Here is a 25014-nt window from a genome sequence, read left to right as displayed (position 1 = left end):
CTTGAAAACAGAGTACTCTAAAGAATTTTATACAAAACTAAAATATAGCTTTTCATTATTATTTTTGTTCATCAGCGTTTTGGCCCAGGCCCAGGTTGTTGAAGAGGATGAAGATAATGAGGCGTCCCGCGACACCATAAAAGGCTATAATAGTGGTAAGATAGAACTTAACAACCCCAACAGCATTATAGCGGCATACACGTATGACCCTGTAACCAACAGGTATATTTATACCAATAAGATGGAGGGTTTTAATATTACCTATCCTATAATACTAACGCCCGAGCAGTTTGAGGAGCTTGTGCTTCGCGAATCTATGCGTGATTATTATAAGCAAAAATCTAAGGCTATAGATGGTAAGGGTACAGAGAAACAGCAAAAAGACCTTTTGCCGCGCTACTATGTAAATTCCAGTTTTTTCGAGACAATATTTGGTAGTAACACCATAGATGTTAAGCCGCAGGGATCTGTAGAGATGGATCTTGGTGTACGTTACACAAAACAGGATAACCCGGCAATATCGCCTCGTAACAGGAAGACTTTTACCTTCGATTTCGACCAGCGTATAAGTATGAGCCTCCAGGGAAAAGTGGGTACAAGGCTTGCTGTTAATGCAAATTATGATACAGAGTCTACCTTTGCTTTCCAGAATCTTATTAAGCTTGAATATACCCCTACAGAGGATGATATCATCCAGAAGATAGAAATAGGTAATGTAAGTTTCCCACTGTCTAACTCGCTTGTTAGGGGTGCGCAGAGCCTTTTTGGTGTAAAGGCGCAGTTCCAGTTTGGTAAAACTACAATAACTGGTATTTATTCAGAGCAAAAATCGCAAACCAAAACAGTAACGGCACAGGGTGGTGGTACCGTGCAGGATTTTGCCCTTTTTGCAAACGAGTATGATGCAGACAGGCACTACTTCCTGTCGCAATATTTCCGTAATCGTTATGATAAAGCATTGATTGTTTATCCGCAAATAGACAGCCGTGTACAAATTACGCGTATAGAGGTTTGGGTTACTAACAAGCAAAACCGTATTAATCCTGCCGAAAATAATTCGAGAAATATTATAGCACTACAGGATTTAGGTGAGTCGCGATTAACTAAAGTAAGCCCTACGCCGGGTGTGCCGGAGGGTGCAGATATTAGTAACGAGGCAGTAGGTTTTAACAGTGCCGGCGATATATTTTATAATGTACCGACGGACAGCTACCCGGATAATGGCAACAATAAGCTTAACCCCGAAGTAGTTGGTACAGGGACAAGTTTATTAGAAAATTCGATAAGAGAAATTGTTACTACCAGCGCAGGCAGCTTTAGGGCACCGCTTTCTGCCAGCGAGGGCAGGGATTACTCTAAACTGGAAAATGCACGTAAGCTTACAAGCAGTGAGTATACTTATCATCCGCAGTTGGGGTACATATCGTTAAACCAAAAGCTTAATAACGACGAGGTTCTTGCCGTTGCTTACCAATATACGGTAGGGGCAGATGTATATCAGGTAGGAGAGTTTGGTACCGATGGTGTTGCAGCAACAACCCCCGAAACCAATACTGACAATCAGGTAACTAATGTGGTTACGCAGAGCCTTATATTAAAAATGCTTAAGAGTAACCTTATAAAGGTAGATACTCCTGTTTGGGATTTGATGATGAAAAACATCTACCAGATACCAAATGCATACCAGTTATCTCAGGAAGATTTCCGTTTTAACATCCTTTACACAGACCCTTCGCCATTAAATTATATAAACCCTGCGATACCTCCGGTAGATGGTGGATTGCCATTACCTAACGGTACCGGCAACCAGGCAGAAGTTGCAGATACACCTTTACTAAGGGTGTTTAACTTAGACAGGTTAACTTATGCGGGTGACCCTCAAACGGGCGGAGACGGTTTCTTCGATTTTCAGAGTGGCCTTACAGTTGATACACAAAATGGGCGAATTATATTTACAAGCGTAGAGCCCTTTGGAGAATACCTGTATGATAAACTGGGAACAAATAACCCTACACCAAATCCTGATTATAACAGTAATCTTGCTGCAGACATCCAGGCGTATAACTCCAACCAGAAAAAATATGTATACCGCGAGCTTTATAAGAGCACGCAGGCAGCGGCACAGCAGCAAAGCCAGAAAAATAAGTTTCAGTTAAGAGGGCGCTTTAAATCTACCGGTGGCAATGGTATATCTCTTGGGGCATTTAACGTGCCGCAAGGGTCTGTAGTAGTTACAGCCGGAGGCCGTACCTTAGTAGAGGGGCAGGACTATACGGTAAACTATCAAATAGGTACCGTGCAGATATTAGATACGTCTTTGCAGGCATCTAATACGCCTATTGAAGTATCTGTAGAAAATAATGCCACATTTGGACAACAAACAAGGCGTTTTGCAGGGGTTAATGTAGAACATAAATTTACTGATAAGTTTTTAGTAGGTGCTACATTATTAAACATGTCCGAAAGGCCATTTACAAGCAAAACCAACTACGGGCAGGAGTCTGTAAACAATACTATTTTTGGCCTTAATACCACATACAGTACAGAGGTGCCTTTCTTTACAAGGTTAGTAAACAAGCTGCCTTTTGTAGATACTGATGTGCCTTCTAACTTCTCATTTAGGGGAGAGGTGGCAATGCTAAAACCGGGAGCCTCTAAGGCAGACCAGTTTGGCGGTGAGGCTACAACCTATGTAGACGACTTTGAGGGTTCTCAAAGTACTATAGATATGCGAGGTGCTTCGGGCTGGTCGTTATCGAGTGTGCCTATAATAGGGGGTGTAGAGCCGGCCATAAACGACCCGGCTACAAACAACCACAGGGCAAAACTTGCCTGGTATAGTATAGATCCCGTTTTTTATGGCAGTAGCCAGAGGCCTACAGGCCTTTCTGACAGGGATGTTTCTCAAAATGAGAACAGGCGTATTTATTATGAAGAGCTTTATCCTGCAACCGATGTGGTTCCGGGGTCTACAAACGTAGTAACTACGCTCGATCTTAGTTATTTCCCTCAGGAAAGGGGGCCTTACAACTTTAACCCTATTGCTGCACCTACCAATGGTTTTACCGAAACCGACGCGGTAAATAACTGGGGTGCTATTATGCGCTCTATAACATCAACAAACTTTGAACAAACTAATGTAGAGTACATACAGTTCTGGATGATGGACCCTTATCAAAGTGAAGGTGCCACTGCCGGAGATGCTATAACATCAGATGACAATACGGGTACTTTTGAGATTCACCTGGGTGAAATGTCTGAAGATATCCTTAAAGATAACAGAAAACAATATGAAAACGGGCTTCCTGGTACAGATGGCAGCGCCACCGTTTTTCCATCGGTATTTGGTAAAGTGCCGGTATCGCAATCGCTTATTTATGCTTTTGATACCGATAGGGCTAACCGTGCGCTTCAGGATGTAGGTTTTGATGGTTTAAACGATGTTGAAGAGAGAGATGCAAACCCTGCTTTTGGGGGCTACGAAGACCCTGCAGGAGATAACTACCAGTTTTTCCTGGCAGCAAATGGTAGTGTTGTAAACCGATATAAAAATTATAACGGTACCCAAGGCAACTCGCCGGTAGATGTGGGCGATACTAACAGGGGTTCTACTACCCTGCCGGATGTTGAGGACATCAATAAGGATAACACTATGAATACCATAGATTCTTACTTTAAGTTTAGCGTGCCTATTGCACCGCGTGCTGCTGTAGGAGTAGGTTATGTGGTAGACGAAAGGCCTTTTAGAAGAGAAGCCAGTGATGGTACTACCATTACCGGAAGATGGTTGTTGTACAAAGTGCCTATAGATGCACCTACACGCGAAAGCATAAACCAAATAAGCGATTTACGTTCTATACGTTTTATGAGGTTATTAATGACAGGTTTTAAAAAACAGGTAACCCTGCGTTTAGGCGCGCTTGATTTAGTGCGCAGTGAATGGAGAAGGTATACCGAGTCTATGGATATTGGTACAGATACAGACCCTGACGATACAAACGACCTTACCGGTTTTGATGTAATATCTTTAAACGTGCAGGAAAACGGAGACAGGGTGCCTATACGCTATGTGTCGCCTCCGGGTGTGGTGCGCGAGCAGTTATACAGTAATAATGCTGTAATAAACCAAAATGAGCAGGCATTGTCGTTAAAGGTATATGCTACCAATGGATCTAACAGTACTGATGCCGGCCTTGAGCCAAACGACTCCCGTGCCGTATTTAAAAATGTAAACGTAGATATGCGCCAGTATAAAAAGTTAAGGATGTTTTTACATGCCGAAGCTTTATCTATAGAAGGAAGCAACCCAACAGATCCGCGCCCTATACCGGACCCTAATATTAAGGATTATGAAATGATAGGTTTCCTGCGTTTTGGTAACGACTTTACAGATAACTTTTACCAGATAGAAAAACCCCTTGAACTTTCGCCTTTTAATAATTCGAGCGAAGACAGGGTTTGGCCTGCCGATAACGAGGTGCTTGTTACACTTGATATGCTTACCAAGCTTAAAATACTGGTATTACAAAGCAATGCAGGCGCACCCGATGCTAATGGTGTTTATTACATGACGGCTAACCAGCTTGACCCATCGATGCCGGCAGGTGTGGGCGAAATGAGGATAGGTATTAAGGGTAACCCTAACTTTGGTTACGTGCGTACCATAATGGTGGGTGTTAAGAATAACACAGATTATCTTGCGCTGAACCATAACCAAAATGGCGAATATGTAGCAAGGCACGTAAGGGGAGAAGTATGGTTTAATGAGCTTCGCCTTAGCGATATGGATAATAAAGGCGGTGTGGCGGCTGTGGCAACCATGGATACTAATTTTGCTGATATTTTAACAATGTCCGCAACAGGTAACTTAAGTACCATAGGCTTTGGTACCATAGAGCAAAGCCCTAACGAGAGGAGCAGGGAAGACACCAAGCAGTATAACCTTATTACTAACCTTAGTGCAGGTAAGCTTTTGCCTAAATCGTGGCACTTAAACATACCGTTTAACTACAGTGTGGGTGAGCAGATAATTACGCCAGAATATGATCCTTTTTACCAGGACGTTAAGCTGGACCAGTTGATAGATATTACAACATCTCAGGCCGATAAAGATAATATTAAAAACAGGGCTATAGATTATACCAAAACTAAGAGCATAAACTTTATAGGTGTTAAAAAAGACAGGGCTCCCGAACAGAAACAGCATGTTTATGACCCGGAAAATGTTACGCTTGGTTACTCGTTTAACCAAACACAGCATCATGATTATGAAATTGAGGACATGCTGGACCAGCAGGTAAGGGTTACGGCCGATTATAATTTTGCATTTCAGAACAAGCCGGTAGAGCCGTTTAAAAACACCGCTTTTATGAAAAAAAGCCAGTACTGGAAAGCGCTTAGCGATTTCAATTTTAATTATCTGCCGTCTAATATAGCATTTAGTTCTAATATAATCAGGCAATACAACAGGCAGCAGTACCGGAATGTAGATGTAGATGGTATAGCAATAAGCCCGTTGTACAGAAGAAATTATTTCTTTAATTACCAGTACAGCTTTAACTATAATCTTACAAAAGCACTTACGCTTAACTACCAGGTATCTACCAGTAATATTGTAAGGAACTATATAGATGCTGAGACAGACAGGCCTATAGAAGGGGCAACGGTGTTTAACGATTTCTGGAATACGGGAGAGGCTAACAACCATACCCAGAACTTTGTGGTAAACTACGATTTGCCGTTAAACAAACTGCCTATGTTTAGCTTTGTTAAATCAACATACAGATATACGGCAAGTTACAACTGGCTGCGTGCTACAGATGCGTTTTCCGAGTTTGTAGATGACGGGATTACCTACAACCTGGGTAACACCATACAAAATAAGGCTTCGCACAAACTTAATGCTACACTTAGCATGGACCTGTTTTATAAATACATAGGCCTTGGCCCTAAGAAAAAAGTTGCCCCTAAAAATGCAGCGCCAAAGGCGGCCCCTAAACCAGGAGAAAAAGTTACGGCTGCCCCTAAACCGGAGGCTACCGGCAATGTATTTGTAAATGGATTATTAGGTATTGCTACCAGTGTTAAGAACATACAGATAACTTATGAAGAAAATAATGGTACCGTATTACCGGGTTACCTACCTTCTATAGGTTTCTTTGGTACTACAAAACCAAGCCTCGGATTTGTGTGGGGTAGCCAGGCCGATGTGCGTTATGAAGCTGCCAAAGCAGGGTATCTTACAAACTATGATAGTTTTAACCAAAGTTTTACAACGGTTAACACTAAAAGTTTAAACCTTTTAGCTACAGTAGACTTATTCCCGGACTTAACGATAGACCTTAATGCCGAAAAACAATCATCTGAAAATGCATCAGAGCAGTATGACGTAGATGCTACAGGTTTATACAATCCGCGCTCTCCTTACAACTATGGTAACTTTAGTGTATCTACTATACTTATTAAAACAGCATTTTCTACGAGCGACATAAATGGTTCTGAAGCGTTTGACCAAATGAGGGAAAACAGGCTTGTTATAGCTAACAGGCTGGCAGAGCAATATTACGGGCCGGGAGTTACCGTGCCAAGATATGTAGCCGGCTCGGATGCTTTTGCTACAGCAAATGCAGGATATCCTGTAGGTTTTGGTAAAAACAGCCAGGTGGTGTTATTGCCATCATTCATTTCGGCTTATTCAGGTCAGGATGCTGCAGATGTAAGTACGGGTATGTTCCGCAATACTCCGCTGCCTAACTGGCTTATTAAGTACACCGGTTTAATGCGCTATAAATATTTTAAGGACAGGTTTAAGCGTTTCTCGTTGCAAAGCCGTTACCAGGCCTCTTACAATATTAACTCTTACCGCTCTAATCTTGATTATAATGCAAATACCCCGGATAGAAGGGATAATAATGATACAGGTAACTTTATTCCTAAAAACATTATATCTAACGTTAACTTAGCAGAACAGTTTAACCCGCTTATACGTGTAGATATGGAGATGAAAAACTCTCTTAAAATACTCGCAGAGATACGTAAAGACCGTACGCTTAACTTAAGTTTTGATAATAACCTGCTTACAGAGGTTAAGGGTAACGAGTATGTAATAGGGCTGGGCTACCGTATTAAAGATGTTATTATAAACTCTACACTGGCAGATAACCCTACCAATACTATTAAGAGTGATATTAACCTTAAGGCCGACTTTACGTTGAGAAAAAACCAGACAATTGTGCGTTACCTGGATTATGATAACAACCAGCTGGGCGGCGGCCAGGATATATGGACGCTTAAGTTAACAGGCGATTATTCATTTAGTAAGAACCTTACGGCTATATTTTATTACGACCATTCATTCTCTAAAGCTGTAATATCTACCGCGTTCCCTATTACCACCATACGTGCAGGGTTTACACTGAGGTACAATTTTGGAAATTAATCTAAAAAAAGATTTTAAATTTATTTTTTTAAAACATACATTTGCCTAAACAAAACAAACTAACAACTATGAATATTCCTGCAGAATTAAAATACACTAAAGACCACGAATGGGTTAAAATTGAAGGCGACACAGCAACTGTGGGCATTACAGATTTTGCACAAAAAGAACTTGGCGATATTGTATATGTTGAAGTAGAAACCTTAGACCAGACGCTTGAAAAGGATGAGGTTTTTGGAACGGTTGAAGCTGTAAAAACGGTCTCTGATTTATTTTTACCATTATCTGGTGAGATCGTTGCTTTTAACGACAGCCTTGAGTCTAAACCGGAAACTGTAAATGCTGATGCTTATGGCGACGGATGGATGGTTAAAGTTAAATTTAGCAACCCTGCAGAAATTGAAGAGTTATTAAGCAGCGAACAATATAAAGAGCTTATAGGTGCGTAAATTATACTTTGGGGCAGCTGCATTGTGGACTGTATTTGTTACTGTTTGCTGTCTTGTAAGTATGCATAATTTTGATAGTGTACCGGTGCATGACGGGTATACCGATAAATATGTTCATTGCACATTTTATTTTGTTTTTACAGTATTGTGGTATATGTTTTTAAAAACGGGTACTGCAGTAAATACTAAAAAGCAAAGGCTGTGGGCATTTTTACTGGCCGTGATATATGGTATATTTATTGAAGGTTGCCAACAGTTCTTTACTCAGGACAGGAGTGCCGATATTACCGATGTTGCTGCAAATACAACAGGTGCTGCATTAGCTGTTTTAGTACTTTGGCTATTAAGTAAAATGAAAAAATAATACAATCCCGAATCGTTAGGTTCGGGATTCTTTTTTATAAGCTATTATGGATATCAGGAACTATTTAGATTCTACTTATTTAAAAACGCCTGCCCAGGCCGGGCTTACTGAGCAGGAAAACCGCAGTGTAGTACAGGCAGCAGTAATTGAGGCCATACAGGAACGATTTAAACTTGTTATGGTGCGGCCTGATATGGTTGCTATGGCAGTTAAGATAATTACAGATGCCGATGCTAAAGTGTTAGTGGGTACGGTTATTGATTTTCCGGATGGGTTGGGGAGTTTGGATGATAAACTTACCGAAGCCCGGCAGGGTGTAGCCGATGGCGCCGATGACCTGGATTTTGTGGTGAATTATACTGCATTTAAAAAGGGCGATATAAAAACAGTAGAGCGTCAGGTTATAGAATGTACCCGTCTTGGTTTAGCAAATAAAAAAACGGTAAAATGGATCATAGAGATCGCTGCACTTACAGATGAAGAGATAGTAGTAATTTGCGAATTGATAAAAAGTGTTATCCTTCAAAATTTTGATGAAGCAGATTATAACCGCGTTTTTATAAAATCATCTACAGGGTTTTATAAAACCGAAAACGGATTGCCAAATGGCGCAACCGTTCCTGCCATTAAACTTATGTTGCAGCATTCTGCACCACTGCCGGTTAAGGCTGCCGGAGGCGTTCGCAATTATGATGAGGCCGTGCAAATGATAGCGCTTGGGGTACTGCGTATAGGCACATCATCGGCAAAAGCCATAGTCCAGGGCGAAGCCGCCGCAGAGGGGTATTAAATAAAAAAACCTTCCCGGGTTAGCGGGAAGGCTCTCTTTTTCATAGCAAAATCGTTTAAAATTTCTTTTTCATAGCAATTATCTTCAACAACCTTTGCAATGCAATTATATACTATAGACGCAGTATGATTAAAAAGGTTGCGTTGAGGGTTTAAAAAAAAGTAAAAAATATTTTTAACGCCTGTTTTAAAGGGTATTCTTTTTTTCAGGGAAGTTTTTTGGACTATCTTTGCACCAGTTTTTGAAAATACAATGAAAATTATTTTGAACGCTTCAGAAAACGATGTTTCTTTTAAATCGCTCCTTGCAGATTTTACAGCCATAACTAAAGCAAGGCTTGCCGTTAGTGTAGTCTTCTCGTCGATAGCAGGGTACCTGCTGGGCTTTTCAGATCTTAATCCTTTTAGCTGGGCAACACTTGTATTGCTTACTATAGGTGGTTACTGTATGGTAGGTGCATCAAATGTTTTTAACCAGGTTATAGAAAAAGACCTCGATGCCTTAATGAACAGGACAAAAAACCGCCCTGTACCATCTGGTAAAATGTCGGTACGCAACGCTTTTATATTGGGTTGTATCCTTACAATTGTGGGTCTTGGCATTTTGTATAGCATAAACCCTAAAACAGCTATGTTTGGGGCAATATCTATTTTTTTATACACCAGTGTTTACACACCGCTAAAAACCATAACGCCGCTTGCCGTTTTTGTAGGTGCCTTTCCGGGTGCTATACCTTACATGTTAGGCTGGGTTGCTGCTACAAACGATTTTGATGTGGAGGCCGGTACACTGTTTTTAATACAATTTTTTTGGCAGTTCCCTCACTTTTGGGCTATAGGCTGGTTTTTATTTGACGATTACCAAAAAGGCGGTTTCTTTATGTTGCCTACCGGTAAGAAAGATAAAAAAACGGCACTGCAAATTATACTGTACACCTGCTGGCTTATACTGGCATCGTTACTGCCGGTTACCGGTTTTACAGGCGAGCTTAAGCTAAGTTATGTTTCCGGTGCAATAGTGCTGCTGCTGGGTTTGTGGATGCTGCTGTATGCCGTTAAGCTTTACAATAAAATGGATGCCGCTGCGGCACGCAAGCTTATGCTGGTTAGCGTATCTTACATATCGCTGCTGCAAATTATATATATAATAGATAAATTTATCAGATAATAGACGATGGAAAAGATTAAAATGTCGCTGCAGGAGCATTATGACAGAAATGCAAGGTCTAAAAAAATGCTGCTATGGTTTGCCATGATAAGCATGTTCATGATGTTTGCCGGCTTAACCAGTGCCTATGTTGTAAGTACATCGCGCCCGGACTGGGTTAAAGATTTTGTATTGCCACAGGCCTTTATAATAAGCACAATTATAATTATATTAAGCAGTGGTACCTTTCATTTTGCTGTAAAAGCAATACAAAACAATAACCGCCAGGCGGCTTCGGGGCTGCTTTTAGCCACGCTGGGGCTTGGTGCAGCGTTTGTTGTAGCCCAGTTTTACGGCTTTGGAGAAATAGTGAGGTCGGGTTACTTTTTTACAGGCCCGGAGAGCACAATAACCACTACATTTGTATATGTTGTAACTATTGTACACCTTGTCCACCTTATTGCAGGGCTAATCGTACTTTTAGTAGTAATTTATAATCATTTTAAACAAAAATACACTTCTTCACAAACCCTTGGTATAGAGTTGGGTGCAATGTTTTGGCACTTTCTCGATATTTTGTGGGTTTATTTGTTTTTATTTTTCTATTTCTATTAATGGAAAAAAAATGTAAATTTGAAAACTTTTAACCTAATAACGTTTTATGGCAGCGACAGTTACTTCACCAGCCACTACAGGCAAACTTTGGGACGGCGGAAATGAGCCTATGGGAGCGAGCTATGGCAAAATGATGATGTGGTTTTTCATCGTATCCGATGCTCTTACTTTTTCAGGATTCTTGGCCGCTTATGGCTTTTCAAGGTTTAAATTCATCGGTACATGGCCCATCGCAGATGAGGTGTTTACTCACTTTCCGTTTATGCACGGAGTAGAGGCACCCATGTATTATGTGGCTTTAATGACCTTTATACTTATCTTCTCTTCGGTTACTATGGTACTTGCCGTAGATGCCGGGCATCATTTAAAGAAAACTAAAGTTGCCATTTACATGCTTCTTACCATTATAGGTGGTTTTATATTCCTTGGGTCTCAGGCCTGGGAGTGGAAAAACTTTATAGGTGGCGAGTTTGGTGCTGTAGAAACAAAAGGCGGTGCTGTACTGCAGTTTGTTAATAAAGAAGGCGAAAGAGTTGCTGTGGCCGATTTTGCTGCGCACTTACCTACTACAAGAGTACAAAAAACAAAAGCTAACGGTATATGGTTTTTAAGCGGTGCAACACTTCCTGAATTTACTGTGGAAGAAGTTGCTGAAGGTTTAAAAGCGCATCCTGAAGTGCTTATAAGGACAGAGAACATAAACCCTACAACTAAAAAAAAGGAAATACTGTCAAGGGATGCTTCTCTTGAGGCTATTAAAGGCGGCGCGTTATTTGTGAAAGGTGCAAACCTTGAGCATAACGAGTATGGCCATAAGCTATTTGCTGATTTCTTTTTCTTTATTACAGGTTTCCACGGTTTCCACGTATTCTCTGGTGTTGTTATAAACATACTTATTTTCCTTAATGTTATTTACGGAACGTATGAGAGAAGAAAAAGCTACGAAATGGTAGAAAAAGTTGGTCTTTACTGGCACTTTGTAGATTTAGTTTGGGTATTTGTATTCACATTCTTCTACTTAGTTTAATTCTAAAAATTTAAAGTATATGTCACATACTCACGAGCATACATCAAACCTTGGAAGGATTTGGACGGTTTTCGGAATATTATCTGCAATAACTATTGTAGAGGTAATACTTGGTATTGCTAAACCGGATGTTCTTTTTCTTCATGAATTATTCCGCCTTAGCATACTTAACTGGATATTCATTATCCTTACAGTTGTAAAAGCATATTATATAATGTGGGCATTTATGCACCTTGAAGGCGAAAAAGGCAGCCTTAGGTGGTCAATTGTGTCGCCATTGGTGTTCTTAATTATCTATTTAGTGTTCATCTTACTTATAGAGGGTAATTATATTTTCGATGTGTTTCATCAGTCCCAGTACAAGTGGATTTTTTAAGACATATTAATTACTAAAAAAGGCGGTTTTATCAACCGCCTTTTTTAATTTTGCACAGGGAATAATTGCTCCCCGACTTTATGAAAAAAAAAATAGTCCTGCTTGGCCTTTTAGCACTACCATTAGTGCTATACATTTACTTTTCTATGGCTAAGCACAATTCACTCTTTTTGCCCGTTATCACTAAAAATGTTAACGAACTTCCGCAGGGCAAAACATTTACAGATAGTGTTGTTAAACTGAAAGACAAAATAACAATTGTAGGCTTTTTAGGTAACGATGTTATAAAGCGCAAAGAAAGCATTTTTAATATTGACCAAAAGCTTAATGCAAAGTACCGCGCTTTTAAAGATTTCCAGATCGTTATGCTTATGCCCGACGGTACCCAGGAAGACGTTAAAAAAGTAGAACAAAGCCTTAAGGTTATGGGCGATATTAGCAACTGGAAGTTTGTGTTTACATCTCCCGAAGAAATCAATAAGTTCTATGCTTCGCTTAAAGTTAAAGAACCTCTTGATAAAGACCTTGGTACGTTTAATATTTTTATAGTAGACAAAACGCTTAACCTCAGGGGCAGAAAAGGTGAAGTAAAGAACAGGAAAGATAATGCCTATAAGGATGGTTACAATTCATTTTCTGCAGCCGATTTGCATAATGATATGACCGATGACGTTAAAATAGTGCTGAGGGAGTACCGCCTTGCCCTTAGGAGGAACAATACCGAAAAAGGCGCAAAAAGGGAAATTTAGTATCATGAAAAACAAATCGTATATAGGGATATCATTTATAATATTGATATTTGGTATCTGGGTCGTGCCCAAGATTGTAGGCCGCTTTCAAAAATCTGATCTTTTAGTTATTGGTGAGGCACCAAAGTTTGAGCTGACCGACCAGAATAACAAAAAGATTTCGAATAAAGATTATGAGGGTAAAGTATATGTGTTAGAGTTCTTTTTTAGTACCTGCCCAACCATTTGCCCTAAGATGAATGAAAACATGCTTAAGCTGCAAAAAGAGTTTTATGGTAATCCTGATTTTGGTATAGCTTCTATAACTATTAACCCGGAGAATGATACACCACAGGTTTTAAAAGAACATGCCGATAAACTGGGAGTAAAGAATTATAACTGGCACCTGCTTACAGGTAAGCGTGATTATATTTTTAACGTGGCAAAAGAGTTTAAGCTTTATGCAGGCGTTAACCCCGAAGTTGCCGGAGGTTTTGAACATTCGGGTATGTTTGCCCTTGTAGATAAAGACGGGAACATACGCAGCCGTAAAGACAGTTTTGGCAACCCTATACTGTATTATGATGGCCTTGAAGATAGCGGGGTGCAGGCAATAAAAGAAGATATTAAAAAATTACTGGAAGAATAAGAATGCAAAATACAATTGAACAAAAAACTGTAGAGCAGAAATACAATAAATGGATTATAGCTGTCTCTGTAATAATACCGCTTGCTGTGGCAGCATTGTTTGGTGTTAACCTAAGAAAATTAGGCTTCGATGTAGAGCCCCTATCGTTCCTGCCGCCTATTTATGCCACTATAAATGGTTTTACTGCCATAACATTATTCCTTGCTGTAATGGCAATAAAAAGGGGCAACCGCAAGCTGCATGAGGTGTTGGTTAAACTGGCAATATGTTTCTCGGTATCATTTTTGGTTATGTATGTAGCCTACCACATGACGTCAGATTCTACACCTTTTGGTGGTGAGGGCATCATCAGGCCTATATACTTTTTTATCCTTATAACGCACATTGCACTATCGGTAATAATTATACCGTTTGTACTGTATACGTATGTTAGGGGAATATCCGGCAGTTATGAGCGCCATAAAAAACTGGCACGTATTACCTACCCTTTATGGATGTATGTTGCCGTAACCGGAGTTATTGTTTATATAATGATCTCTCCTTATTACAAATACTAATATGCGTTACAATATAAAATATTTCGCTCTAAGTGCTTTCCTGTTACTGTTTACAGCACCGGGAAATGCACAATGCGCCATGTGCCGGGCCGCACTCGAAACCAGCGATGCCGGTATTAAACCCGAAGCGGTAAACGATGGTATTGTCTACTTAATGATATTTCCTTATCTTCTTGTTGCACTCGTGGGCTATGCCATTTACAGGCAACGTAAAAAGATGCGTCAAAAAACACAAGAGGCAGCTGGTAATTAACCGCTGCCTTTTTTTTGTTTAGCCCCTTGATTTATAAACACTTGGCTTCTTTCAATAATTATCGTGTGGACATCTCATTTGTTTTTTATTCTCTTCTTTTGTCTTGAAACAAAAGAAGCAAAAATTCAAGGCTCTAACTTCTTATGCTACAAAACATAAGCTTCGACTAAAAGATTTGAACTCGCTACGCTCAAACAGCAAATCTTTCTTAACGCTTCAGCTTATATTTTGCTTAACGCAACGAAGTTTAAGGCCTTAGCTTCACTCATTGTTGCTTACTCCTAAATTAGATACACATTTTTAGCACTCAAAAAGTAGTCACTCCTTCTCTTTGGGGAGAGTTGTGGAGGGAAGATGTGTCTATGCAAGCATCCACACTCTTTCTGTAACTACAAGAGTAAGCAGGTTTGAGTGTTCCCCTCTTGAGAGGGGTTAGGGGTGTGTTTAATATCAATTATTCTTAAGATAGATTAATTACTGAATAGTTATAGAGGGTGAAATTTTAATATTGACTATTTCATTCCGTCAACCTTCAAATCTATTTTACCGGATCCTTTTATAAATGCAATAATAGCATTATTGGTAAGCTCTACTTTATCAAACACAAAATCATCAAGTGTGCCATTTACAAATATTCCCGGCATAGGCGAATAATTAGTCAGGTAAGGCAGCATGCTCTTTTTGCCATCCTCAAGATTTTGCTTAATAGAGTAGCGGCAATTTTCCTGTATCTTTTTAAGGATAATACCTTCGGCAAGCCAGTTGGCGGTGCGCATCAATACGCTTTTGGTATTCAATACATAATCCATCTGGTCAAAATAGATCTCTTTAGTTACCGCATTGTAGTTAGGGTATCCGGTAAGGTAAATAGTACCGTTTATGCTGCCTGTAAGGTCGAGCGCTACCACCATTTTAGAATCTTTACTCCACAGTTCAACTTTTTCTACCTTAACCTTTTTGCTGCCTTCGCCAAATTCCTGGCCCACAAAATTCTTGGTAATAACCTTGCTGGCACTCTCGTAAGTAGATACTGCCGCAACGGTAGCCGTTACTTTATCTGGCATGGTAGCAACTGATTTTAAAGCTACATTCTCTTTCTTAAAAGTAACCTTAGGCTGCTGGCCCACCATAGTTTCCATGGTGCACTTAAGTCCCATTGCCATAGTTATTTGTTTTTTAGACAATACAGCATCGGTAACATAAAGTTCTACCGGGGTAAGCTTAAACCATGTTTCATATTCGGGGCTGGTTAAAAAAGGCGTGGCAACTTTCTCTAACGCATCAAGAACCTGCGGCTTAAAGTTAACCGATTGGCTTATGGCTTTATCAAGCTGGTCTTCTATCTTGTTCTTAAACAGTTTTATGGCAGGGTTTATAAGGTAAGTAATAGCTACATGCTTACCTGCTATGGTTACAGAGGGGCTTTCGTTCCACTCTAATGAGGCAATACTGGTATCGGTCTTCATTTGCCAGTTGGTAAGCCCCACCTTGCTTGTAAAGGTAACTACAGCATCAAGGTTAAACTCGCGGGTATCATACACACCCAGTGCGCCATAGCGCACGCTTGCCGTAACCTTAATAGGTACTACAGATTGCAGCTTGCCTTTTTGTTCTGTAAATTTTATAGGGGCAGTTTTCCATACCTTCATGGCAATATCATCGTCCTCTATGTTTTTATCTTCATAAATAAGGCCGGTAAGTATTTTGTTTATCTGTGTTTCCACATCGGCAACGGCTATGGTAACAGGCAGGCTTATAAATGATGTAGACTGCTGGTAAACCACATCGGTAGTTTTACCGGGTTCAGGTTTAAGGGCTTCTATTCTTTTAGTGGTAGAACAGCTGCTAAGCAGTACCGAAAAAAAAAGGAGTGTGGGGAGTGCAAAAAATCTCATAAGTAAGTGATTGAAAAATAACGCCGCAAAATTAAGGTTTAATTTGTAACATTAAAGCTGGCTTGTAGTCTAATAAATGAAAATCTGTGTCTTATACCCTCAGAAATTTTAAGTATTTTTGTTCACCCAACCGGATTATTAAAAATGAAACACAAAATATATATATTACTGCTTCTGGCATGTGGGCTTTGTACATTTACGGCAGCGGCTCAGGCAAAGAAATGGACATTGCAGGAATGTGTTGATTATGCACTAAAAAATAATATATCAGTACGCCAGTCTGAACTCGATCTTAAAACAACGTCTATAGCCAAAACAGATGCTATTGGTGCCTTTTTGCCATCGGCAAATGTTACCGGCAGCCATACCTGGAACGTAGGTTTAAATATTAACCCGCTTACTAACTTACTGCAACAGCAAACCCTGCAATACAGTAATGCCGGCTTAAGTGCCCAGTTTGATATTTATAAGGGGCTGCAAAACCAAATGAACTACAGGCGGGCGCGTATGGCAATTGTTGCAGGCCAGTACCAGTTGCAAAAAATGAAAGATGATACGGCACTAAACGTTGCCAATGCTTTCCTGCAGATACTTTTTAATAAAGAAAATTTAAAGGTACAAAATGAACAACAAGCTATAGATGAGCAACAATATGAGCGCAGCAGCCAGCTTGTTGAGGGTGGCCAGATACCAAAAGGCGACCTGCTGGATATTGAAGCTACAATAGCAAGTGATAAGCAAAAGGTTATTGCTGCCGAAAACCAGTTACTGCTCTCTAAACTTAGCCTTGCCCAATTACTGCAACTTGAAGATTTTGCTACATTTGATATTGCTGATGAAGAATATAGCAGTGAGCAAAGCGAAGTATTGATACAAACCCCCGATGCCATTTTTGATAAGGCTAAAGGAATACGTACCGAAATTAAACTGGCTCTTGCCAATCTTGAGGTGGCAAAACAGGATATTAAAATTGCCCGTGGTGCTTACCAGCCCACGCTTAGGGGTTTTTACAGCCTTAATACCCGTATAAGTTATGCCGATAATGTAACGTATGTAACACCCGAAGGTGGTGGTACTCCTGTGCCTGTAATTACAAGCCAGCCTTCCTTCTGGAACCAGTTTGTAGATAACAGGGGGCACTCTTTTGGTTTCCAGTTATCAATACCTATTATTAATGGTTTCCAGATACGTAATAATGTACAGCGTGCCAAGGTTGCGCTGGAACGTTCTAAGCTTGCTTACGAGCAGCAGGAAGTAGACCTTAAACGTAATGTATATACTGCCTTTACAGATGCGCAGGGTGCACTGCGCGCTTATGAAGCAGCAGTATCTGCGGCCAATGCAAGAAAAGGCGCGTTAGAATATGCTACTGAGCGTTACGGGGTAGGGCTTATAAATGTATTCGACCTTAACCAGGCGCAAACACTGTCTGTAAACGCTCAGTCGGAAGTATTGCGAACCAAATATGATTTTATTTTCAGGGTAAAAATACTGGAGTTTTACTTTGGTATACCACTTTATCAAAAACAATAACCATGTCAAAAAAAACAATTTTAATTTTAGTAGGAGCAGTCATTTTAGCTTTTGTAGGCTACAAGCTGTATAAAAATTCGGCTAAAAAAGAGGAAGGTAAAGAAGTAGAAGTTAGCAAAGTTAAAGCTATAACACTTACCCAAACGGTTTCGGCAACGGGTAAGGTACAGCCTGAAATTGAGGTTAAAATATCGTCGGAAGTTTCTGGTGAGGTTATAGAGCTTCCTGTAAAAGAGGGGCAGGCCATAAAAAAAGGCCAGTTGCTGGTACGTGTAAACCCCGATCTTTATGAGTCGGGTGTGAGCAGGAGCACGGCATCACTATCTACATCCAAAGCCGGTTTAAGCCAGGCCGATGCGCAGCTTAAAGAAGCTAAGGCTAATTATGACCGTAATCAGCGCCTTTTTGAAAAAGGGGTAATATCTAAATCAGAGTGGGATAAAATAGTGTCTGCATACGAAGTGGCGCAGGCATCTAAGAAGTCGGCTTACTATAGCGTGCAAAGTGCAAATGCTACTGTTACAGAGGCGCGCGACAACCTTAACAGAACTACAATTTACTCTCCGGTAGACGGTACTATATCTCTTTTAGACATAGAGTTAGGCGAGCGTGTGCTGGGAACCCAGCAAAACATAGGTACAGAGATTATGCGTGTGGCCAACCTTAACAATATGGAGGTAGAGGTAGATGTTAATGAAAATGATATTGTAAAAATAAGTGTGGGCAATGAAGCCGAAATTGAGGTGGATGCTTACCTGAAAAAGAAATTTAAAGGCGTTGTAACCAGTATATCTAATTCGGCAAGCGATGCGCTTACTGCCGACCAGGTTACTAATTTTAAAGTAAAGGTGCGCATTCTTAAAGAATCGTATCAGGAAATGCTTGCAGGCAAACCGTCTAACTATTCTCCCTTCAGGCCGGGAATGACCGCTACGGTAGATATTATTACCGAGAGAAAACAAAATGTACTGGCTGTGCCTATAAGTGCCGTTGTACTAAAGGCAGATGGCGCAACAGCGCAACAGGATGCGCCAAAAGATGCTGCTGCACCCGCTAACACCAATGATGCCGCCATCCCTGAAAAAAAGTTTGAAAGCGTTTTTGTAAAAGTGGGCGATAAGGCAGTGCTTAAAAAAGTAACTACCGGCATACAGGATGATACTAATATAGAAATACTAAGTGGCCTTAATAAAGGCGACGAGGTCATTACGGGCCCTTACACCCTGGTTAGTAAAGAGCTTAACCCCAACGATAAAGTAAAAATCAAAACCGCGGACGTTAAATAGCATGGCGATTATTTTAAATTTAGAAACCGCTACAAAAAACTGTTCGGTAGGTATAGCTAAAGATGGTGCAACTCTTGCCTTAAATGAATTTGCAGGCGAAGGCTACACCCATGCTGAGAAACTGCATGTATTTATTGAAGATGTTCTAAAGGAGGCCGGGCTTGATTTTAAAGACCTTAAAGCTATTGCGGTAAGTAAAGGGCCGGGGTCTTATACTGGTTTGCGCATAGGGGTATCGGCAGCAAAAGGATTGTGCTATGCACTTAATATACCCTTAATAGCTATAGATACTTTAGAGCTGTTAGCGCGTAAAATAACTGTAGATAGCGGCGTTATCATACCCATGATAGATGCCCGCCGTATGGAAGCCTATACTGCTATTTTTGACACAGCCTATACTAAATTAAGAGAAACGAAGGCCGAGATAATAGGCGATAATTTTTTTGATGATGTAGTGGGTACCATACACCTTGTGGGAGATGGTGCCGCAAAATACCACGAAGTTTTACCTGCGGGTAAATTTGTATACCATGAAAATGCCGTATACCCATCGGCAGGGGAGATGGCACTTCTGTCTTTTAATAAATACAAAATAAGCGACACCGTAGATGTCGCTTATTTTGAGCCTTTTTATTTAAAAGATTTTATTGCAGGCAAATAACTACAAAACGCTTGCAGAGTAATCTGCAAGTTTTTGCAGGTCGGTAGCGTTTTCTACGTTAATCTTATTCGCTTTAATAAACTCTAAAACTTCTTTACTTTTTCCCGGTATAAGTTTGGCATAATCTTTTTTGTCATCAAAAAAGGTAGCTTCTGCATCGCCCACTTTTACATAATATTCGTCTGGTGCCCTTTTGTAGGCAGGTGCTTTTGCAGTCTGGTAGCTATTAGCCGGTACAGAGCCCTGTTGCAGGTAAACGCGCTCTCTCTTGTATATTTTTACTTTAGGGTTATCACTTATAACATTTAGGTAGCCAGTGGTGGTTTCGCCTTTTTCTGTTTTATAAGTCTCATACACATAGCTCTCATTGTTCTGCTTAAATGTTACAACAACATCTTTTTGCTTAGGCAGTACTTTAATGCTTTGTTCCTGCGGGTTGCTCATTTCAAAAAGATCTGAATAAGCATTGTAACGCAATAACAGCGTAGTAGCATTGTTATTAGATGTTTTTGCAGGCATATACTGCTCGCTTGTAAACATAGATCCTGTAGCAGGAAGTGCTTTTTCGCCCTGAACATAAATTTGTCCGCCTCCGCTATGCACCGGTGTCTGGTTTATCTGGGCATTGGCAGTAAAAGATGCAGCTGCAAAAAGAGCAGCGCAAAATAAGTTTAATCGTTTCATTTTCAAATTTTATGGTATGTTAATAGTAGTAATTTGAGATGCCAAATATACCGCTTATTATTAATACTAAACGACATAAATTACACTTGACAATGTATTTTTAACAAATACAATGCCAGTAATGAAACGCAATCCTTTTCGCCTTATTGTCTAAGCCACAGTATTTTTACCGTCGGGTTTTACATGTATATCGCGTTGCGGAAACGGTATCTCTATGCCTTCCTGTTCAAAGGCGATTTTAATATTCTCATAAAAGTCAGATACCATTGCGCCATACTTCGGCCTTTCTGCCCAAAGGAACACAACAAGGTCTACAGAATTTTCTGCAAGGCCCTTTATTTCGATAGATGCCCCGGGTTCTGTAAGTATCTTGTCGTCAGATTTTATTACCTTATAAATAACCTCTTTAACGTGCTTTAAGTCGCTGTTGTAACCCACACCCAGTACTACCTCTGCACGGCGCAGTGGCTCCTGCGAAAAGTTTTTAATAGTGTTGTTAGACAAGGTTCCGTTAGGCATATACACCACCTGGTTGTTAGAAGTTATAATGCGGGTACTAAAAATTTGTATGCTGTTTACCGTGCCGCCCTGCCCTTGTGCTTCTATATAATCGCCTATGCGAAACGGCTTGAACAATATAATAAGCAGCCCTCCTGCAAAATTACTTAACGAACCCTGTAACGACAGGCCTATGGCAATACCTGCTGCACCTATGGCAGCGGCAAAGGTTGTAGTTTCTACACCTAATGCACCTATAACAGCCACAAAAATAAAAGCCCTTAAAATCCATGTGGCAACATCGAGTACAAATTTAAGCAGTGTAGGGTCATGGTCGGCATTTTTGGTCATGATGCCGGTAATAACCCGCCTAAGAATTTTTATTATTATCAAGCCAATGAATAAAATAAAAATTGCCTTTATCACATTAGGCACATAGCCCACAATTGTAGCTGTAAATTGGTGTATGTAGTTTTGTAACTGGGTTTCTTCCTGTATCATTTATTGTAATTTTAAATCTTGTAATGCCTCACTTAATGATGATGTGGGCAGGTTGCACGCCTTATTTTGGCAAACATAAAACATTAAATTATTCTCTGCAAAGCGGTCTTTTAAAAACGGCATGGCCGATGGTGCTGTACTGCCCGCTACAAGCAAATGGGGCAGGTAGTGGCTGTTTATTTCTTTTATGACTTGTGCGGCATGTACCCCGCATACTGCCAGTTCTTTATTATCGGCGGCGAGGTCCAGCCACAGGTTAAGCCAGTTAGAATATGCCGATGCATAATCTATATTAGGCACCATAAGGTAGAGCATCTCTAAAGCTACTTTTTCATAATATTCATTATCATACAGCAGCCCCAGTTTATACAGCACATTTGCCATGACCGAATTTGATGCCGGTATAACATTATCCTCGGTTTCATAGTGCGCGGCTACAAGCTGCTCGCCATCGGTAGCTGTAAACCTGAAAAACCGCTTCTTTTCATCATAAAAATGTTCCAGGCAATAATCTGTAAGCTGCTTGGCAAAGGTTATCCATTTTTCTTCCAGCGTAGCCTGATACAAGGCTATAAAGGCATCGGCTGTATGGGCGTAATCTTCCAGAAAGCCATTAATCTTGGCGGTCCCGTTTTTATAAGTACGCCATAAAAAACCGTCGGGGTGCCAAAGTTGTTCTGTAATAAAGGCTGCATTGCGGCGGGCAGCATTAAGGTAAACATCATCACCTAATGCTTTATAAGCATCGGTATAGCCTTTAAGCATAATGGCATTCCATGAGGTAAGTATCTTATCGTCCAGCCTTGGTTTGGCTTTAAGCTCGCGGGCGGCATATAGTAATTGTTCCCACTCCGTTTTTTTATCCTGTAATGCTTCCGCAGAGATTCCTGCCGCCATTGCAATTTCTTCCAGAGGCTTATTCTGTATCAACACATAACGCCCATCTTCCCAAAATCCGAATTCATTTACATTAAAAACTTCAGAGAACAAAGAGAAATCATCTTCCAGCAATCCTTTAAGGTCGTCTTTTTCCCAGGCATAAAAGGCACCCTCTTCAAGGTGTCCAAAAAGGTTGAGGCTATCGGCATCCAGCGCGCTATAAAATGCACCGGCATCAGTAGTCAGTTCTGTCTCAACAAAAAAGTGGGTCTTCTCTATAACCTCTTTATATAATGGGTTTTTGGTGCGTTTATATCCCTCGGCATAAAGGCTCATAAGCTGGCCGTTGTCATACAGCATTTTTTCAAAATGGGGTACATGCCACTTCATATCTACAGAGTAGCGCGAAAAACCTCCGCCCACGGTATCAAACAAACCACCCCACGCCATGCGGGTAAGGGTAAGATCGGTAAAATCAAGTAATTCTTTGGTATTGGTCTGGTAGCCGTAGCGTTGTAAAAATATATAATTATTAGGCAGCATAAATTTGGGCGCACGGGCATAACCGCCATACTCCCAGTCGAAGCTCCTGGCCCATTTTTCAGCAATTGCTTTTATAGCACCGGGGTTAGGTATCTCATCTGATGTAGGATTTACAAGCCCCGAATGGCTCACACCCTGCATAAGCTTATCTGCATAATCTGCCATCTTTTCGGGTTCGGTTTCAAACAATTCCTGAAGTTGGGTAAGGCTTTCCATCCAGGCGTTTTTTCTAAAATAGGTACCGCCCCACACCGGCCTGCCATCGGGTAACAACACAACGTTCATAGGCCAGCCACCCTGCCCGGTCATGAGCTGTACAGCTTTCATGTAAACAGCATCAACATCCGGGCGTTCTTCGCGGTCTACCTTTATAGCTATAAAGTTGCTGTTCATTACGGCAGCCACTTCATTGTCTTCAAAACTTTCATGCTCCATTACATGGCACCAGTGGCAGGCGCTGTAGCCCACACTAACAATAATAAGTTTGTTTTGGTCGCGTGCCGTTTGCAGCGACTGCTCGTTCCAGGCTTTCCAATAAATGGGGTTGCCGGCATGCTGCAAAAGGTAAGGGCTGGTTTCGAGGTGAAGTTCGTTCATGGTGTTGGTATCAGCCTGTAAAATTACAAAACCTGTAGCGGGTATAAAAGCATTTAAGAAAACAGAAACACTATAAAAATGCTGCCTGTTTTGCGAATATCATAATTGATATATTTTGCAGATGCCAGAAAAGAGTAGCGGGCTATCAAATTCTTTCCTTTTGACAATCAACAATTCACAAACTTTTCTTAACAAACATGATTGTATAACCAAACGGGGTAATTGTATAAGGAAAACCGGGGGCAAATCAGGGAAATTTGCACAGGAAGGAATACATAACGGCCTATGGGTGTGCTTAATACTCAAATTATTTATTCCGGTTAGCTACCCGCCCCCTGATTTTTCAAATTTATTATAAACGTCGAACCTGGAAGGATATTCCTACAGGCTACTCTTTGCCAAAAAACGAAAACTATGCAACCTACACCTACAACTAAAGAGAGTACCCCAATTATTGATGCCGGAATGTCCGCACAAAATGAAAATGCGTATGATATGGTGGTTTTTTGCCACCTGCGTTGGGATTTTGTATACCAAAGGCCACAACACCTTATAAGCCGTATGGCTAAAGACCAAAAAATATTACTGATAGAAGAGCCCTGGTTTAGGGAACATGAAGAAGAAAGCAGGCTTACTAAAATTAATGATAACCTGCATGTATTACAGCCTAATGTAAGGCATATAGAAGAAATAGAAACGGTGCTGGCACAGTACACCGGTAAAAAAGCTGCTACAGGCTGGTTTTACTCAGCGTCGTTTGTGCCGTTGTTAAGTTATTTTGAGTTTGATACTGTAGTGTATGACTGTATGGACGAGCTTACACTATTTAAAAACGCCCCCGAAAAACTAATAGAGCAGGAGCGTTACCTTATGGCAAATGCCAGTGTGGTATTTACCGGTGGTAAATCGTTATACGAATCTAAGGCGCAGCACCATGATAACGTGCATTGCTTCCCCAGCTCTGTAGACCAGGAGCATTTTGCCAAGGCACAGAACGGTATTGCAATTCCCCATGATATTGCAAATATACAAGGTCCTATTGCAGGCTATTTTGGGGTGATAGACGAGCGCCTTAACCTGCAGCTTATTAATGAGGTTGCCCTTTTAAAACCAGACATGAGTTTTGTAATGATAGGGCCGCTGGCAAAAATCGGGGAGCACGATTTGCCAAGGCAGCACAACATACACTACCTGGGTATGAAAGATTATAAAGAATTGCCGGGTTACCTTAAAGCGTTCTCTGTTGCTATGATGCCGTTTGCGCTTAACGATGCTACAAAATACATAAGCCCTACCAAAACATTAGAATATATGGCTGCCGGAAAACCTATGGTATCTACAGCTATTAAAGATGTGGTAAGGGATTACAGCGGCTGTGTTGAGATAGTGGAGTCGGCTGAAGAATTCTCTGCTGCTATTGATAAACTTATTGCCGGTGCTCCGGATGTTTTACTGGAAGCAAAATATGCAGCCATACTTAAAAACACCTCATGGAATGCCACTGCCGATAAGATGAAAGTATTAATTAAAAGTACCGTACAATAA

Annotated in this window: 20 protein-coding genes; 16 read left to right on the top strand and 4 right to left on the bottom strand. The window is 40.7% G+C overall.

Translation table 11 applies throughout. The features are described 5' to 3' along the window. Position 1: 1 nt before the first annotated feature. From sov to F565_RS0106005, 12 genes are all read left to right on the top strand, one after another. Positions 2-7438, top strand: a complete 7437-nt coding sequence (gene sov, locus F565_RS0106065; RefSeq protein ID WP_020212311.1) for a T9SS outer membrane translocon Sov/SprA — start codon at positions 2-4, stop codon at positions 7436-7438. A gap of 68 nt (positions 7439-7506) precedes the next feature. Beyond that, positions 7507-7887 (top strand): glycine cleavage system protein GcvH, encoded by a 381-nt coding sequence (gcvH, locus tag F565_RS0106060; RefSeq protein WP_020212310.1) that lies wholly within the window; start codon positions 7507-7509, stop codon positions 7885-7887. Continuing rightward, positions 7880-8251, top strand: a complete 372-nt coding sequence (locus F565_RS0106055) for a VanZ family protein (RefSeq protein WP_026299908.1) — start codon at positions 7880-7882, stop codon at positions 8249-8251. The genes gcvH and F565_RS0106055 overlap by 8 nt, the downstream gene beginning before the upstream one ends. A 46-nt stretch (positions 8252-8297) precedes the next feature. Then, positions 8298-9041, top strand: a complete 744-nt coding sequence (gene deoC / locus F565_RS0106050; protein ID WP_020212308.1) for a deoxyribose-phosphate aldolase — start codon at positions 8298-8300, stop codon at positions 9039-9041. Positions 9042-9305: 264 nt separating this feature from the next. Then, on the top strand, positions 9306-10208 hold the full coding sequence (cyoE, locus tag F565_RS0106040) for a heme o synthase (RefSeq protein ID WP_020212306.1): 903 nt from the start codon (positions 9306-9308) through the stop codon (positions 10206-10208). Between the two features lie 6 nt (positions 10209-10214). After that, complete coding sequence (locus tag F565_RS0106035; protein WP_020212305.1) at positions 10215-10802, top strand: cytochrome c oxidase subunit 3; 588 nt, start codon at positions 10215-10217, stop codon at positions 10800-10802. Positions 10803-10848: 46 nt separating this feature from the next. Further along, complete coding sequence (locus F565_RS0106030; protein ID WP_020212304.1) at positions 10849-11829, top strand: cytochrome c oxidase subunit 3; 981 nt, start codon at positions 10849-10851, stop codon at positions 11827-11829. Between the two features lie 19 nt (positions 11830-11848). Continuing rightward, complete coding sequence (locus F565_RS0106025) at positions 11849-12205, top strand: cytochrome C oxidase subunit IV family protein (protein ID WP_020212303.1); 357 nt, start codon at positions 11849-11851, stop codon at positions 12203-12205. Between the two features lie 80 nt (positions 12206-12285). Next, positions 12286-12954 carry a hypothetical protein gene (locus F565_RS0106020; RefSeq protein ID WP_020212302.1) on the top strand — a complete coding sequence of 223 codons (669 nt, stop codon included), beginning with the start codon at positions 12286-12288 and terminating at the stop codon, positions 12952-12954. Positions 12955-12958: 4 nt separating this feature from the next. Further along, positions 12959-13582 carry an SCO family protein gene (locus tag F565_RS0106015; RefSeq protein ID WP_020212301.1) on the top strand — a complete coding sequence of 208 codons (624 nt, stop codon included), beginning with the start codon at positions 12959-12961 and terminating at the stop codon, positions 13580-13582. A 2-nt stretch (positions 13583-13584) separates the two neighbouring features. After that, positions 13585-14139 (top strand): DUF420 domain-containing protein, encoded by a 555-nt coding sequence (locus F565_RS0106010; protein WP_020212300.1) that lies wholly within the window; start codon positions 13585-13587, stop codon positions 14137-14139. 1 nt (position 14140) lies between these two features. Continuing rightward, complete coding sequence (locus F565_RS0106005; protein ID WP_020212299.1) at positions 14141-14392, top strand: hypothetical protein; 252 nt, start codon at positions 14141-14143, stop codon at positions 14390-14392. 512 nt (positions 14393-14904) lie between these two features. Here the strand turns inward: F565_RS0106005 and F565_RS0106000 are convergent. Next, positions 14905-16287, bottom strand: coding sequence for a DUF4403 family protein (locus F565_RS0106000; RefSeq protein ID WP_020212298.1), 1383 nt, complete (start codon positions 16285-16287; stop codon positions 14905-14907). Between the two features lie 144 nt (positions 16288-16431). On the opposite strand from F565_RS0106000, the gene F565_RS0105995 reads away from it, so the two are divergent. Genes F565_RS0105995 through tsaB form a run of 3 tightly spaced genes read left to right on the top strand, consistent with a single transcriptional unit; the run spans position 16432 to position 19767 of the window. Further along, on the top strand, positions 16432-17820 hold the full coding sequence (locus F565_RS0105995; protein ID WP_020212297.1) for a TolC family protein: 1389 nt from the start codon (positions 16432-16434) through the stop codon (positions 17818-17820). A 2-nt stretch (positions 17821-17822) separates the two neighbouring features. After that, positions 17823-19106 (top strand): efflux RND transporter periplasmic adaptor subunit, encoded by a 1284-nt coding sequence (locus tag F565_RS0105990; RefSeq protein WP_020212296.1) that lies wholly within the window; start codon positions 17823-17825, stop codon positions 19104-19106. Position 19107: 1 nt separating this feature from the next. Beyond that, complete coding sequence (tsaB, locus tag F565_RS0105985; RefSeq protein ID WP_020212295.1) at positions 19108-19767, top strand: tRNA (adenosine(37)-N6)-threonylcarbamoyltransferase complex dimerization subunit type 1 TsaB; 660 nt, start codon at positions 19108-19110, stop codon at positions 19765-19767. Here tsaB and F565_RS0105980 read toward each other — a convergent pair whose 3' ends face one another. The 3 genes from F565_RS0105980 to F565_RS0105970 form a co-directional block, all read right to left on the bottom strand. After that, on the bottom strand, positions 19768-20451 hold the full coding sequence (locus F565_RS0105980) for a hypothetical protein (RefSeq protein ID WP_020212294.1): 684 nt from the start codon (positions 20449-20451) through the stop codon (positions 19768-19770). A gap of 150 nt (positions 20452-20601) precedes the next feature. Beyond that, a complete protein-coding gene (locus tag F565_RS0105975) occupies positions 20602-21450 on the bottom strand; it encodes a mechanosensitive ion channel family protein (RefSeq protein ID WP_020212293.1) in 849 nt (282 codons plus the stop codon). After that, on the bottom strand, positions 21451-23469 hold the full coding sequence (locus F565_RS0105970) for a thioredoxin domain-containing protein (protein WP_020212292.1): 2019 nt from the start codon (positions 23467-23469) through the stop codon (positions 21451-21453). Positions 23470-23883: 414 nt separating this feature from the next. Here F565_RS0105970 and F565_RS0105965 point away from each other — a divergent pair, with 414 nt between their 5' ends. Further along, positions 23884-25014, top strand: a complete 1131-nt coding sequence (locus tag F565_RS0105965; protein ID WP_020212291.1) for a glycosyltransferase — start codon at positions 23884-23886, stop codon at positions 25012-25014.

This window comes from Flavobacterium rivuli WB 3.3-2 = DSM 21788 (assembly GCF_000378485.1).
GTDB lineage: Bacteria > Bacteroidota > Bacteroidia > Flavobacteriales > Flavobacteriaceae > Flavobacterium > Flavobacterium rivuli.
Note: the sequence above shows the minus strand (reverse complement) of the source record. Positions and strands in the feature narration are given on the sequence as shown.